The 13,952-nt window shown below is 71.4% G+C and carries 12 protein-coding genes and 1 riboswitch; all 12 genes read right to left on the bottom strand.

Annotation, left to right across the window (positions count from 1 at the left end; genetic code table 11):
* Positions 1-532: 532 nt before the first annotated feature.
* The 12 genes from argH to AC1DCT_RS04675 all read right to left on the bottom strand — a co-directional run bounded on the left by argH (position 533) and on the right by AC1DCT_RS04675 (position 13,952).
* Positions 533-1,972 carry an argininosuccinate lyase gene (gene argH, locus AC1DCT_RS04620; RefSeq protein ID WP_477427765.1) on the bottom strand — a complete coding sequence of 480 codons (1,440 nt, stop codon included), beginning with the start codon at positions 1,970-1,972 and terminating at the stop codon, positions 533-535.
* Positions 1,969-2,919, bottom strand: coding sequence for an ornithine carbamoyltransferase (argF, locus tag AC1DCT_RS04625; RefSeq protein WP_477427767.1), 951 nt, complete (start codon positions 2,917-2,919; stop codon positions 1,969-1,971). Before argF ends, argH begins: the two co-directional genes overlap by 4 nt.
* Positions 2,916-4,163: an acetylornithine transaminase gene (locus tag AC1DCT_RS04630; protein ID WP_477427769.1), complete on the bottom strand. Its 1,248-nt coding sequence runs from the start codon at positions 4,161-4,163 to the stop codon at positions 2,916-2,918. The genes argF and AC1DCT_RS04630 overlap by 4 nt, the downstream gene beginning before the upstream one ends.
* Positions 4,160-5,059, bottom strand: coding sequence for an acetylglutamate kinase (gene argB / locus AC1DCT_RS04635; RefSeq protein ID WP_440734444.1), 900 nt, complete (start codon positions 5,057-5,059; stop codon positions 4,160-4,162). Before argB ends, AC1DCT_RS04630 begins: the two co-directional genes overlap by 4 nt.
* A complete protein-coding gene (argJ, locus tag AC1DCT_RS04640; RefSeq protein ID WP_477427771.1) occupies positions 5,056-6,213 on the bottom strand; it encodes a bifunctional glutamate N-acetyltransferase/amino-acid acetyltransferase ArgJ in 1,158 nt (385 codons plus the stop codon). Before argJ ends, argB begins: the two co-directional genes overlap by 4 nt.
* Positions 6,210-7,262 carry an N-acetyl-gamma-glutamyl-phosphate reductase gene (gene argC, locus AC1DCT_RS04645; protein ID WP_477427773.1) on the bottom strand — a complete coding sequence of 351 codons (1,053 nt, stop codon included), beginning with the start codon at positions 7,260-7,262 and terminating at the stop codon, positions 6,210-6,212. Before argC ends, argJ begins: the two co-directional genes overlap by 4 nt.
* Positions 7,263-7,590: 328 nt before the next feature.
* A complete protein-coding gene (locus AC1DCT_RS04650) occupies positions 7,591-9,798 on the bottom strand; it encodes a bifunctional hydroxymethylpyrimidine kinase/phosphomethylpyrimidine kinase (protein WP_477427775.1) in 2,208 nt (735 codons plus the stop codon).
* The gene (gene thiM, locus AC1DCT_RS04655) at positions 9,795-10,661 is read right to left on the bottom strand and encodes a hydroxyethylthiazole kinase (RefSeq protein WP_477427776.1); all 867 of its coding nucleotides are present in this window, start codon (positions 10,659-10,661) and stop codon (positions 9,795-9,797) included. Before thiM ends, AC1DCT_RS04650 begins: the two co-directional genes overlap by 4 nt.
* A riboswitch (TPP riboswitch) is annotated at positions 10,652-10,745 on the bottom strand. Its footprint overlaps the gene before it by 10 nt.
* A 56-nt stretch (positions 10,746-10,801) precedes the next feature.
* Complete coding sequence (locus AC1DCT_RS04660; RefSeq protein ID WP_477427778.1) at positions 10,802-11,773, bottom strand: HoxN/HupN/NixA family nickel/cobalt transporter; 972 nt, start codon at positions 11,771-11,773, stop codon at positions 10,802-10,804.
* Positions 11,763-12,506, bottom strand: coding sequence for an urease accessory protein UreD (locus AC1DCT_RS04665; RefSeq protein WP_477427780.1), 744 nt, complete (start codon positions 12,504-12,506; stop codon positions 11,763-11,765). Before AC1DCT_RS04665 ends, AC1DCT_RS04660 begins: the two co-directional genes overlap by 11 nt.
* Positions 12,503-13,258, bottom strand: a complete 756-nt coding sequence (ureG, locus tag AC1DCT_RS04670) for an urease accessory protein UreG (protein WP_477427782.1) — start codon at positions 13,256-13,258, stop codon at positions 12,503-12,505. The genes AC1DCT_RS04665 and ureG overlap by 4 nt, the downstream gene beginning before the upstream one ends.
* A complete protein-coding gene (locus tag AC1DCT_RS04675; protein WP_441976163.1) occupies positions 13,251-13,952 on the bottom strand; it encodes an urease accessory protein UreF in 702 nt (233 codons plus the stop codon). The genes ureG and AC1DCT_RS04675 overlap by 8 nt, the downstream gene beginning before the upstream one ends.

The raw sequence follows: 13,952 nt of genomic DNA on the forward strand, positions 1-13,952 counted from the left end.
ATCATTGCTGACTTCATCCGAATGCCAACCCCAAAGGGTTGGTCTTTGATCCAAAGGAATTTCTCAACCAGCCCAAAAAGGACTGGACGAGGAATAAATTGGCATTTGACAAGTGCACGCTGTTGAGTTCTCAAGGATCGGATGCTCCTACAGCTCAGCCTCGCGGCATCACAAATAGGGCTAGATCTCACTCCCCCTCGCTGCGCCTTGCGGCGAACCTGAGGTGGGAGTTCCCAATCATAGTAGAAGATCTTCCACGAGGGAAGTTCTTCGTTGAGATCGGGGCTTGTTCGCCGCTTGGGGAGTCAGGCCTTCCGGCCCTTCGCTCTACCGCTTGGGGCGAACAAGTAATAAGTTACGCGGATCCCCGGGTTCCGGCAAATCGGGCTCGCAGCCCGGGCGTGTCGCACACCCCCGCTACCTGGTATCCAACCGGCGAAATACCTGATGAACGGGAAAACCCCCCTCCCGGCGAGGGCCGAGAGGGGGGTTTCAAGGGTCCGGGGCGGCTGCCGATGGACATCCGCAGAGGTCACATCCCGAGCGCGTGGGCGGCGGACTGCGCCCGGGCGACGAGCTCGATGCGCTGCTCGGCGACGCGCACCGGAGCGGTGCCGCCGACGCCATCGCGGCTCGCGACGGATCCCTCGATCGTGAGCACCTCGCGCACCCCAGGGGTCAGGTGCGGCGACACCTCGGCGAGGAGCGCGTCATCCGCATCCTCGAGACCGATGCCGCGCTGCTCGCACGCCCGCACCAGGGATCCGGAGATCTCGTGAGCCTCCCGGAACGGCACCCGGCTCTTCACCAGCCACTCAGCGACGTCGGTCGCGAGCGAGAATCCCTGGGGAGCGAGCTCGGCCATGCGCTCGGTGTCGAACCGCAGCGTCGCCACCATCCCGGTGAACGCCGGCAGCACGACCTCGAGCGTGCGGACCGAGTCGAACACCGGCTCCTTGTCCTCCTGCAGATCGCGGTTGTACGCGAGCGGCAGACCCTTGAGCGTCGCCATGAGCCCGGACAGGTTGCCGATGAGGCGCCCGGACTTGCCGCGCGCGAGCTCGGCGATGTCCGGGTTCTTCTTCTGCGGCATGATGCTGGATCCCGTGGAGTATCCGTCGTCGAGCGTGACGAAGCCGAACTCGCGGGTGTTCCAGAGGATGATCTCCTCGGAGATGCGGGACAGGTTGACGCCGATCATCGCCGTGATGAACGCGAACTCCGCGACGACGTCGCGGGAAGCGGTTCCGTCCAGCGAGTTCTCCGCAGGACGGTCGAGGCCGAGCTCACGGGCGACCAGCGCCGGGTCCAGGCCCAGAGTCGATCCGGCCAGCGCGCCCCCGCCGTACGGCGACACGCCGGCGCGCGTGCGCCAGTCGACGAGCCGCTCGAGATCCCGCACCAGCGGCCAGGCGTGCGCCTGCAGGTGGTGCGCGAGGAGCACGGGCTGCGCGTGCTGCAGATGCGTGCGCCCCGGCAGGATCGCACTGCCATGCGCCTGCGCCTGCGCGACGAGCGCGTCGACGAGGCCGAGCACCTCGCGCGCGATGAGACGGGCGTGGTCGATCAGATACATGCGCACAAGCGTCGCGATCTGGTCGTTGCGGCTGCGCCCGGCACGCAGACGCCCGCCCAGATCCGCGCCGACCTCGGCGATGAGCGCCGCCTCGAGCGCGCCGTGCACGTCCTCATCCCCGGGCTGCGGGAGCAGTGTGCCATCCGCGATCCTCGTCGCGAGGGCGTCGAGACCCGCGTGCATGCGCGCGGCCTCGTCGGCCTCCAGGTATCCGGCGGCCTCGAGCGCGGTCGCGTGGGCGTGCGAGCCGGCGATGTCATAGGGCGCGAGGATCCAGTCGAAATGCGTCGACCGGCTGAGCTCGGCGAGTTCGGGACTGGGACCTCCGGCGAAGCGGCCGCCCCAGAGCGCGCCCTGGTTCGTGCCGTGCGCGGCGGTGCGTTTCGTCTCCGTCACTTCGTTCCCTCGCTCAACGACCCCGAAGACTTCCCGATGAGCCACACCAGCAGCGCCTTCTGCGCGTGCAGGCGGTTCTCCGCCTCGTCCCAGACCACGCTCTGCGGGCCGTCGATGACCTCGGAGTCGACCTCGTAGCCGCGGTCGGCGGGCAGGCAGTGGATGAAGATCGCCTCGGGCGTCGCGAGAGCCATGGTCGCGCTCGTGACCTTGTAGCCACCGAGGTCACGCAGGCGCTGCGCCTTCTCCTCCTCCTTGCCCATCGACACCCAGGTGTCGGTGACGATCACATCGGCACCGGCAGCAGCCTGGTCCGGATCCGTGAGAAGGGTCAGGGATCCGCCGGTCTCCGCGGCGCGGCGGTGAGCGTCGGCGACGACGTCCGCACGGGGTGCATACGCCTCGGGAGAGGCCACCCGCACGTGCATGCCCGCGGTGACGCCGGCCAGCACGTAGGAGTGCGCCATGTTGCTGCGTCCGTCACCGAAGAACGAGAGGGTGAGACCCTTCAAGTCGCCCTTGTGCTCGCGGATCGTGAGCAGGTCGGCGAGCAGCTGGCACGGGTGGAAGTCGTCGGAAAGCGCGTTGATCACCGGCACCCTGGTGCCCGCGGCCATCTCCTCGAGACCCGCCTGCGCGTAGGTGCGCCACACGATCGCGGCGACCTGACGCTCGAGCACCCTGGCCGTGTCCGCCGGAGTCTCCTTGCCGCCGAGCTGGCTGTTCGCGGTCGAGATGATCAGCGGGGATCCGCCCAGATCCGCGATGCCGACCGCGAACGACACACGCGTGCGGGTCGAGGACTTGTCGAAGATCACCGCGACCGTCTGCGGACCGGCGAGCGTCTTGTCGGCCCAGCGATCCTTCTTCAGCTCGAGGGCGAGATCGAGGATCTCGGTCTGCTCGGCCGTGGTCAGGTCGTCGTCGCGCAGCAGGTGGCGGGTCATGCGTTCGTCTCCGTGAGAGCGGTGGCCGCGACCTCGGCGAGGGCGGCGGTGAACAGGTCGGTGAACTCGTCGATCTCGGCGTCGCCGATCGTGAGCGCCGGAGCGATCCGCACTGAGGACGGGTTCGCGGCGTTGATGACGAGCCCGAGACGCTGCGCCGCGGCGACGACGTCGCCCGCGACGGGAGCGGCCAGTGCCACGCCGATGAGCAGACCGCGGCCGCGCACACCGGCGACGAGCGGGGATCCGATCCCCTCGACGACCTCGCGCAGCTGGGCACCGCGTTCGCGCGCGTTCTGCACGAGGCCCGCCTGCTCGATCTCCTCGAGTACGGCGTTGCTGACCGCGGTGGCGAGCGGGTTGCCGCCGAAGGTGGAGCCGTGCGAGCCCGGCTGCAGCAGAGCCGCCGCGTCCCCGAACGCCACGAGCGCGCCGATCGGGAAGCCGCCGCCGATCCCCTTCGCGAGGGTGATCGCGTCGGGCACGATCCCCTCGTGCTGGAACGCGAACCAGTCGCCCGTGCGGCCGGCGCCGGTCTGGATCTCGTCCACGATGAGCAGCGCGCCGTGCTTCGCGGTGAGCTCGCGCGCAGCACGGAGGTAGCCCTCCGGCAGCTCGAGCACGCCGGCCTCGCCCTGGATCGGCTCGACGAACAGTGCCGCGACGCGATCGTCCATCGCCGCCTCGAGCGCCTCGATCGTGGCGGGGATGTGCTCCACTCCCCCGGGCAGCGGCTGGAACGGGTCACGCATGGACGCCTTCGCGGTCAGCGCGAGCGCGCCGATCGTGCGGCCGTGGAACGCGTTGTCGAGAGACAGGATCCGCGGGCGCTCGGTGGCCCGGTCCGAAGACAACCCGTGCAGGCGCGCGAGCTTGAACGCCGCCTCGTTGGCCTCCGTGCCGGAGTTCCCGAAGAACACCCGCCCCGCGTCGCCGGTACCGGCGAGACGCTTCAGCCGAGCCGCGAGCTCGAGTTGCGGAGGAGTGGCGAAGTAGTTCGACACGTGCGCGAGGGTGGCGGCCTGGCGCGAGACCGCCTCGACGAAGACGGGGTGGGCGTGCCCGAGGGCGGTGACCGCGATCCCCGCGAGGAAGTCGAGGTAGCGTCGCCCCTCGCCGTCCCACAGGTGCGACCCCTCGCCGCGGACGAGCAGCTCGAACCGCGGGCCCGCGTTCAGGATCAGGTCGCGGTCGGCCGCGCCCTGCCAGGCCTGTGCCGATGTCTGTGCGGCGTGCGAGGTCATCCCGCCACCACCTCCGTTCCGATTCCCTTGCTGGTGAACAGTTCGACGAGCACCGAGTGCGGGACCCGTCCGTCGATGATGGCCGCCGCATGCACGCCCGACTCCACGGCCTCCAGGCACGCGGTCATCTTCGGGATCATGCCCGACTCGAGCGACGGGAGCATGGTCTTCAGCTCCGTCGTGGTCAGGTGCGAGACGAGCGAGTCGCGGTTCGGCCAGTCGGCGTAGAGTCCAGCGACGTCGGTGAGGATCACGAGCTTGACCGCGCCGAGCGCGGTCGCCAGCGCCGCCGCCGCCGCGTCCGCGTTCACGTTCAGCGACTGACCAGGATGGTCCAGATCCGGGGCGATGCTGGAGACGACCGGCACCCGTCCCGCGGCCAGATGGTCATGGACCGGCGTCGGATCCACCTGCACGACGTCGCCGACGCGGCCGAGGTCGACCTCTTCGCCGTCGATGATCACGCCGCGGCGACGTCCGCCGAAGAGCCCGGCGTCCTCTCCGCTCAGACCCGTGGCGATCGGTCCGTGCGAGTTGATCTTCGAGACGAGCTGAGGGTTGACCTGGCCCGTGAGCACCATCCGCACGACGCTGATCGCCTCGGTGTTGGTGACCCGGTAGCCGCCCTTGAACTCGCTGGGGATCTCGAGCCGCTCCAGCATGTCGGAGATCTGCGGTCCGCCGCCGTGCACGACGACCGGCTGCACGCCGACGTAGCGGAGGTAGGCGATGTCCTGCGCGAACGCCTCCTGCAGCTCATCGCTGATCATCGCGTTGCCGCCGTACTTCACGACGACGATCTGATCGCGGTACCTCTTCAGCCAGGGCAGCGACTCGATCAGCGTCTGCGCCTTGATCGCGGCTTCCTCGGGCGCGGTGTCCTGAAGATCGCTCATGAGGAGTACGCGCTGTTCTCGTGCACGTAGTCGTGCGTGAGGTCGTTGGTGCGGATCGTCGCCGCGGCCTCGCCGACCTTGAGATCGATCAGTACGTGCGTCGCGCGCGGGGCCAGATCGACCTCCTCGCGCGGACGGTCGGGACCGCCGGCGGTGCACACCCGCACCCCGTTCATCCAGACGTCCACGTCGTAGGGATCGAATGCGGCCCGGGTGGTGCCGATCGCGGCCAGCACGCGCCCCCAGTTCGGGTCGTTGCCGAAGATCGCCGCCTTGAACAGGTTGTTGCGCGCGACCGCGCGACCCACCTCGACCGCGTCCTGCTCGCTCGCGGCATGCACGACCTCGATCGAGATCGCGTGACTGGCGCCCTCGGCGTCGTCCTGCAGCTTGCGGGCCAGCTCGTCCGAGACCTCGGTGAGCGCGGCCGCGAAGTCGTCCAGGTCGGGCCGGATCCCGCTCGCGCCGTTGGCGAGCAGCGTCACCTGATCGTTCGTGGACATGCACCCGTCGGAGTCGAGCCGGTCGAAGGTGGTGCCGGTCGCGCGACGCAGAAGGGCGTGAGCCTCGGCCGCATCGAGCTCCGCATCGGTCGTGAGCACCACGAGCATCGTCGCGAGACCCGGAGCGAGCATGCCCGCGCCCTTCGCCATGCCGCCGATGGTCCAGCCGTCTCGGCTCACCGCGACCGTCTTGGCGACGGTGTCGGTGGTCATGATCGCCTCGGCGGCGGCCTGTCCGCCGTCGGCGCTCAGCTGCGCGACGCCGGCCTCGACGCCCGCGAGCACCTTGCCGCGGAAGACCTCGTCCCCGGTGCCGATCAGCCCGGTGGAGCAGACCACCACGTCGCCGGCGCTCACCCCCAGCAGCTCTGCGGTGCGCTCCGCCGTGAGATGGCTGGTCTGGAACCCGAACGGGCCCGTGAAGCAGTTCGCACCACCGGAGTTCAGCACGACGGCCTCGACGATGCCGTCCTTCACCACCTCCTGCGACCAGATGATCGGGTTCGCCTTGGCGCGGTTGCTGGTGAACACCGCGGCGCCGACCTTCCGCGGGCCGCGGTTCACGACGAGGGCCACATCGGGCTTTCCGGTGGACTTGAGACCTGCGACGACGCCGGCCGCCTCGAATCCCTGGGGTGCGGTCACGCTCATGGGGCGACTCCGTTGATGCTGAGCGCCGTGGTCTCGGCGAGACCGAGCGCGATGTTCATGGACTGGATGGCGGCTCCCGCCGTGCCCTTGACGAGGTTGTCGACGGCGGTGACGACGACGACGCGGTTCGCGGCGCGATCGATCGCGAGGCCGATGAGCGCCGTGTTGGCGCCGAGCACGTCGGCGGTGCGAGGGACGGATCCCTCCGGCAGCAGCTGCACGAAGACCTCGTCGCCATAGGCGCTCTGCCAGGCCTCGCGGATCTGCGCGTCGGTGGTGCCTGGGACGATCGGGGCCGTCGAGGTCGCGAGGATCCCGCGGGCCATCGGCACGATGACCGGGGTGAACGAGATCCGGATCCCCTCGGGCGCCACGCCCGACGCGGCGGCGAGAGCCTGACGGATCTCGGGGATGTGCCGGTGCGTGCCGCCGACGGCGTACGGATTGGCGGATCCGAGGATCTCGCTGCCCAGGAGGTGGGTCTTGAGGCTCTTTCCGGCGCCGGATGGGCCGACGGCGAGCACCGTCACGATGTCGGACGGGTCGATCACGCCCGACGCGACGCCGGGGGCGAGGCTCAGGCTCACCGTGGATGCGTTGCAGCCGGGGGCCGCGATCCGGGTGGCGCCGCGGAGGTGCTCGCGCTGCTTGACGCCGTTCACCGGCAACTCGGGGACGCCGTAGGCCCACGGCTCGTGGAAGTCCCCGCCGTAGAACGCGTCCCACGCGGCCTCGGAGGTGAGTCTGTGGTCGGCTCCCGCATCGATCACGAGCGGGACCTCGCCGAGGGCGTCGGTGTACTGACCGGACTGGCCGTGCGGCAGGGCGAGGAACACGATGTCGTGGCCGGCGAGGATCTCCGGCGTCGTGTCCTGCAGGGTGAGGTGCGCGAGCGAGCGCAGATGCGGCTGATGCTCGGAGAGCTTCTGTCCGGCGTTCGAGTGCGCCGTGACGGTGCGGATCTCGACGTCGGGATGGTTCGCGAGCAGGCGAAGGATCTCGCCGCCCGCATAACCGGATGCGCCGGAGACGGCGACGGAATACGTCATGCTTCCACCTTAACGGTCGGGTCTGCCGGCGACGCCCAAGAAGACGGCGCGGGACAGGAGTGCGATGCGGGGCCGGAGGCGGCGACGCCGGCACTCGACCGCGAACGACGCGGGAGCGCGGGGTCGCCTAGAGTCGGCGGTCGCCCGAACGGCGTCGACGCACCACGACCGCACCCGTGAGGGTGGTCGTGTGCGGAGCCGGAAGCATGCGGCGACGATAGCGCGGGGTGGCGCTCTCCTCCAAATCGAGGGCGCCTTCGTGCGTCATCGAGCCCGGTCGCGGGTGGCGGCGACACCCGGCCGCCGCCACCCGTCGCGCTGCGCTCGCTCAGAGAGCGGCCGCGGCGAAGAAGGCCCGCTCGTGCTCGCTCGAGCGCACGAACGCGACCCGCATCCGCTCGCGCGTGGCCGCATCCGCGGCGGCCGCGCGCGCGGTGACGAACCGGATCGCCCGCGCGGTCGCGTCGGCGAACCCCGGATCCGCATACTCGTCGAGCCAGTCCTTGAAGGGGTGCTCGGCGAAGGGGCGCGACGGGTCGCTGCTGGCGGCGGCGTGCAGTCTGGCGCCCACGTCGGAGTACAGCCAGAAGCAGGGCAGCAGGGCCGCGATCAGCACGCCGTAGTCGGCATCGAACGCGGCACCGCGGAGGTGGTCGAGATAGGCGACGGTCGCCGGGGCGGGCTCGGCCCGGAACGTGTCGGCCCCCACCCCGTCGGGAGAGATCCTGCTCGCGTGCAGCTCCAGCTCCACGATCACCGCCTGCTCTGCCGAGTGCGCCCAGAACGCCTGCTCCTCAGGAGTCGGCGCGAGGCGGGCCGCCTCGGCCAGGGTGCGCGCGTACTCGCGCAGGTACAACGCGTCCTGCGCCAGATACCAGCGGAACGCGGCCGCCGAGAGGGATCCGTCCACCATCCGGCGCAGGAACGGCAGCTCGTCGATCGCGTCCCGGATGGGCGCGATCGCCTCCCACCAGTCCGAGGCGACGGTCTCCGCCTCCGGGACGGCGGCCAGTCCCCCGCGCCGCCACAGCCCGGCGAAGTGGCTGATCGGACCGTGACCGGATCCGACCTGCAACCCGGCGCCGGCGGCGATCGATTCGCGCAGCCACGACCGCACCTCGGCCACCGCATCGCGCCAGTCCAGATCGGCAGCCCGGCGGGTCGCGAGCCCGGCGGAGAGCGAGCATCCTGTGCCGTGGGTGCTCGCGGTGCGAATGCGGGAGCCGGGATACTCGCGTACCGGCCCCGAGGGACCGACGAGCGCGTCGGGCGCCTCGTCGCCGCCGAGATGCCCGCCCTTCACGAGCACCAGCGCACCGGTCGCCGCCGCGAGCCGCTGCGCCTGGCCGAGGGCGCCCGTCCAGCTCGTCGCCGCAGGCTCCCGTACGAGGACGGCCAGTTCGGGGAGGTTCGGAGTGAGGAGGTCGGCCAGCGGCAGCAGCGCGCGCAGGGCCTGCTCCGCTTCGGTGTCCAGCAGCCGGTCCCCGCTGGTGGCGACCATGACCGGATCCAGCACGACCGTGGGCGGGCGGTGCGCTCGCAGCCACGATTCGACCTCCGCGATGACCGCGGCCTCTGCGAGCATTCCGATCTTCACGGCGTCGACCCGCACGTCGTCGCCGATCGCGTCGAGCTGGGCGCGCAGGAACGCGGCGGGCGGGACGTGCACGGCCCGGACGCCGCGGGTGTTCTGCGCGGTCAGAGCGGTGATCGCGGCCATGCCGTAACCGCCGTTCGCGGCGATCGCCTTGAGATCCGCCTGGATTCCCGCGCCCCCGGAGGGGTCGCTGCCGGCGATCGAGAGCACCCGCGGCACGCCGCCCGCACCCCAGGCCCGCAGCAGCGTGCGCGCCGCGTCCCGAGGATCCGGGGCCGCGCACAATGCGGACACCACGGCGACGCCGGCCGCGCCCGCCGCACGCAGGGCGGCCACATCCTCACGGCCGATGCCGCCGATCGCAACGCACGGCAACGAGCTGGCCACGGCGAACGCGGCGAATCCGGCCACGCCCAGCTCCGGCGGGTGGTTGCGCTTGGTGGTCGTGGGGTGGATCACTCCCACACCCAGGTAGTCGACGGTGCCGGCCGGCAGCGCCGTCGCGGCTTCGAGGTGCGCCGGCTGGTTCGCCGTGAGGCCGACGATCGCATCGGGGCCGAGCACCGAACGGGCGACGAGGGGCGACACGTCCGACTGGCCGATGTGGATGCCGTCCACGCGCGCGCCGCGGCGCCGCGCCTCCACGACGGCGTCGAGCCGATCATCGACGACGAGCAGCGCCCGCCCCGCGATGACCTCGGAGAGCTCGACGAGCTGCTCCACGATCGCGGCGTCATCGGCGTCCTTGTCGCGCAGCTGCACGATCCGGACACCGCCCGCCACGGCGGCGTCGACCACGGCGGGCACTCCGCGTGCACCGCTCAGCACGGGGTCCGTGACGAGGTAGAGCGCAAGGTCTTCCGCCGTCAGCCTTCGCCGCGAGGCCGCCTCGCGGGTGCCGGCGGGGCGCGGCGCGGTGGCGACGTCTGCGAGCGTCATGCCGTGGCCTCCGCCGTCTCGATCGCCACGGCCTCGACGTGTGCGCGCGCCGCGAGGGACTCCGGCCGGATCGCCGCGAGCGCGTCGAGCAGGGCGACGGCGAAGGATCCGGGACCGTCGGATCGGGAGGCGGCGTCCTCGGCGGCCAGCGTGTAGACGAGGGTGGCCGCGGAGGCGGCGACCAGAGGGCTGTCGCCGGTCTGCCGCGCAGCCCCGAGGAAGGCGGCCATCACCGCGCCCAGCGCGCAGCCGCCCCCTGTGACACGGGTGAGCAGGGCATCGCCGTTCGCGATCCGGATCTCGTGCTCGGCGTCGACGAGGAGGTCGACGGGGCCCGATACGGCCACCGCCCCGCCGGTGCTCCGGGCCAGTTCGCGGGCTGCGCCACCCGCCGCCTCGGTGCCGTCCAGTGCATCCACGCCGCGTCCGCCCAGGCTGCGGCCGGCGAGGGCGAGGATCTCCGACGCGTTGCCGCGGATGAGGGTGGGACGCAGCGCGAGCAGGTCCTGCGCCAGCGCGGTGCGCACCGGCAGCACGCCGACCGCGACCGGATCCAGCACCCACGGCGTCCCCGCCGTGCGCGCACCGCCGACGGCCTCGAGGCTCGCCGAGCGCTGCTCGGGCGTGGGCGTGCCGAGGTTGACCAGGAGCCCGGACGAGATCGCGGCGAACATGCCGGCCTCGCCCGTGATGTCCACCATCGCGGGAGCCGCGCCGAGCGCGAGCAGCACGTTCGCCGTGAAGCCGGTCACGACCGAATTCGTGATGCACTGCACGAGCGGGGGCTCCGCCCACAGCTGCGTGAGAAGGTCCGCGGCGGATTCCACCGTGGACTCGGACGACAATTCCAGACGCGCGTTCATCGCGACATCCCTTCGCTAGTACGACCTAGATCAGGTTCGACGGGTGTGATCTCAGCCGCGGATGCGGCACCCCGTGTCACTGCGGGCCAGTCTAGCCAGGCGCCTTCGCCTCGCACGCCTCGCGCGCGGCGAAGGCGCGGTCAGTCCAGCGGGGACCGCTCTGCGGACCGCTGTCCGTTCACGACCCCGGCCCACGCTGCGGCGGCCGCCCAGAAGACGATCAGCAGCCCGGTCAGGACGAACCCGAGCGCGTTCAGATCGAGCTCGCCCACGGCGCGCGCGAAGCCACTCGGGTGCGGCAGGCTCCGCAGCGCCACCCCCGCGAGCTCGGCGACGCCGATCACGAGCGCCACGACGATCGACACGCCCGTCACCAGCAGGTCGTAGCGCCGCATCGCCCGCTCGCGTCCGGTCGAGCCCCACGAGTATGCGCGCCGCGACATCGCCCCCTGAGCGGAGTCCAGCAGCGACATGCCCGCGGCGAACAGCACCGGGAGGATCAGGATCATCCACCACGGCACGGCACGGGACGCTGCGGAGCCCGCCAGGGCCAGCAGACCGATCTCCGTCGCCGTGTCGAAGCCCAGACCGAACAGCAGCCCCACGACATACATCCGCGACGGCCGGTCGATCACCGCGTCGAGCCGGCCCACCAGCGCCCATGCGGGACCGCCGTGCCGATGATCGCCGGGCCGGCGACGGCGGCGCAGGGCGAGGATGTTCGCCCCCGCGATGACGAGCAGGAAGACGCCCGACACGACCGGACCGATGACTCCCGTCCAGACCTGCAGCGGCGAGCCCGGATCCGAGATTCCCGCGGCGAGCGCGCCGACACCGAACGCCAGCAGCACGCAGAGGACCGAGACGACGCTCGCGTGACCGAGGGAGAACCACAGACCCACGCCTCGCGCCGGACGCCCGCGCCCGAGGAGCTGCCGCGTCGTGTTGTCGATCGCAGCGATGTGGTCGGCGTCGAACGCATGCCGGAGTCCGAGCAGATACGCGGTGACCCCCAGCCCGATGCCGAGCGGAGATCCCGCGGACAGCAGCAGCGCACCCCATCCGAGAACGTGCAGCGCACCGACGACGTACGCGGCCGGGCTAGGCCTCATGGATCAGCTCCTCCCGCAGCGCGCCCCACCCGGTCGCGAGATCGCCGAGATGGGCAGCGTCGACGACCGATCGCACCACCAGCCCACCGCGCTCGGGGCGCAGCACAGCCATCCCGCTCGTGCGCCAGGGGGGATCCTGCTCCGCGGACTCACGCCCGATCAGGACCACGCTGTCGAGCACGCGATCGGAGCCGAGGACCCCGGGGATCGGAGACCGCCCATCCACGTCCAAGTGTTCGATCAGCGCGGGCGTGCCCTGCACGGTGACCCCGGTGCGCGCCCGGATCGCGCCCCCGCGCTCCCCGACACGGCCCAGGACGAGCGTCTCGCGCAGCAGCAGCGCCGCACCGTCGCCGAGTTCCGCGTCCGTGCGACGGTCGACGTCGGCGCCGTCGGCGATGACGAAGGGCTGGCCGTGCCACGTGCAGATCCCGCGGTCGCCGATCTCGATGCGCGCCGTCCACGAGGCGCGTCTGCCCTCACCGTCATAGGCGACGGTGCCGCCGATGTCCTCCAGCTCGAGCGTGCAGTCCGCGCCGACCGAGATGCGCAGGTCGACGGCATCGCCCCCGAGCAGGAGCGCTCCCGCGGCGACGAGCCCGACGCGGGCGTAGCGCGGCCGGCGTTCCAGGATGCGTGCGGCGATCGCACCGGAGCGCAGCACGACGCGGGCACGATCGGCACCGGCTGCGACCTGGACGACCGTGATCGATGCGGTGACGGCGTCCGTCACCGGGATTCCGCGTGCGCGTGCACGTGCACCGCACCGTCATCGTGGCTGTGCACGTACCCGCCGGCCTCGCTGTCGTCGGCGTGGAAATGCGGCGCCATCGGACCCGGATCCTGGGGCTCATGCGCGCCGGAGCGGTACGCGGCGAGCATATCCAGGACCCAGCCCTTGAGCCGCGCCACGGAGTCCGGGTCGGTGCGCGAGAGCGCGAGCACCTCTCTGCCATCCCGGGCGTCCGACGCGTCATGCACCATCTGCGCCACGTCGACGCCGACATACGGGGCGAGGTCGGTCTTGTTCACCACGAGCAGGTCGGCGCGCGCGATCCCCGGCCCGCCCTTGCGCGCGACATCCCCGCCGCCGGCGACGTCGAGCACGAAGATCTGCGCATCCACGAGCGCCGGCGAGAAGGTCGCCGTCAGGTTGTCACCGCCGGACTCGATGATCACGACATCCAGCGGCGCGAAGTCCTGCTCGACGTCCTCGACGGCGAGCAGGTTCGCCGTCACGTCGTCGCGGATCGCCGTGTGCGGGCATGCTCCGGTCTCCACCGCGCGGATCCGGTCCGGATCCAGCACGCCGGCGGAGCGGAGGAAGCGCGCATCCTCATCGGTGTAGATGTCGTTCGTGATCACGGCGAGCGCGATCTCATCCGCGAGAGCGCGGCAGGCCGTTGCGATGAGGGTGGACTTGCCCACCCCGACGGGGCCGGCGATGCCGAGGCGGAGGGCACGGGGAACGAGGGAATCAGGCACGGAACAACCTCCGGTTCGTGAGGGCGTGGGCTTCCGCCCAGCCCTCGGAGTGAGGGGCACTGCCGGCGGGGATGCCGGCGGGATCGGTCAGTTCGGCGACGGCGTCGACGAACTCCTCGACTGCGGTGCACGCAGCGAGGACCCAGCCGACGGGCACCGCGGGGTCGGTTGGGGCGAGCTTGAGCAGAGCCGCTGCGGCGGTCTGCGCGTCCTCGTAGACGAAGACCCGGACCAGGTCACGCGGATCCATGTCGGTCACCGCGGCGATCGCGCCGACGACCACCGGCCTCGGCGGGGCTGTCAGCTCGACGCATGCCCGCACGGCCTCGGCATCGGGCCAGAGCCGTGCAGCCAGGCGCAGGACACCTCGTCCGAGGAGCCGGGACGCCTCACGCTGCGCCGCGCTGGGGGTGCGCGCCGCCCAGTGATCGACGATCTCGTCGAGCCCCGGATCAGACGAGGCGTCACGCAGCCGGTGCCGTGCGACGACCGCCGTCCCGGCTTCCAGGAGGCTCGTGGTCCGCGCCCGCCCGACGAGGTACGCCGGTACCTCCTCCGCGGACATGCCCGCGAGAAGTGCGGGCTCGAGACCGGCCGAATGCGCGTGCCCGCCCGACGGCAGCCGGCCGTCGGCGAGCAGCATCGCGACGGTGAGCGACGCGGGGCGCGTCGACAGGAGTGCCGGAGCGGTCAT

The organism is Microbacterium sp. 10L49 (assembly GCF_056395125.1).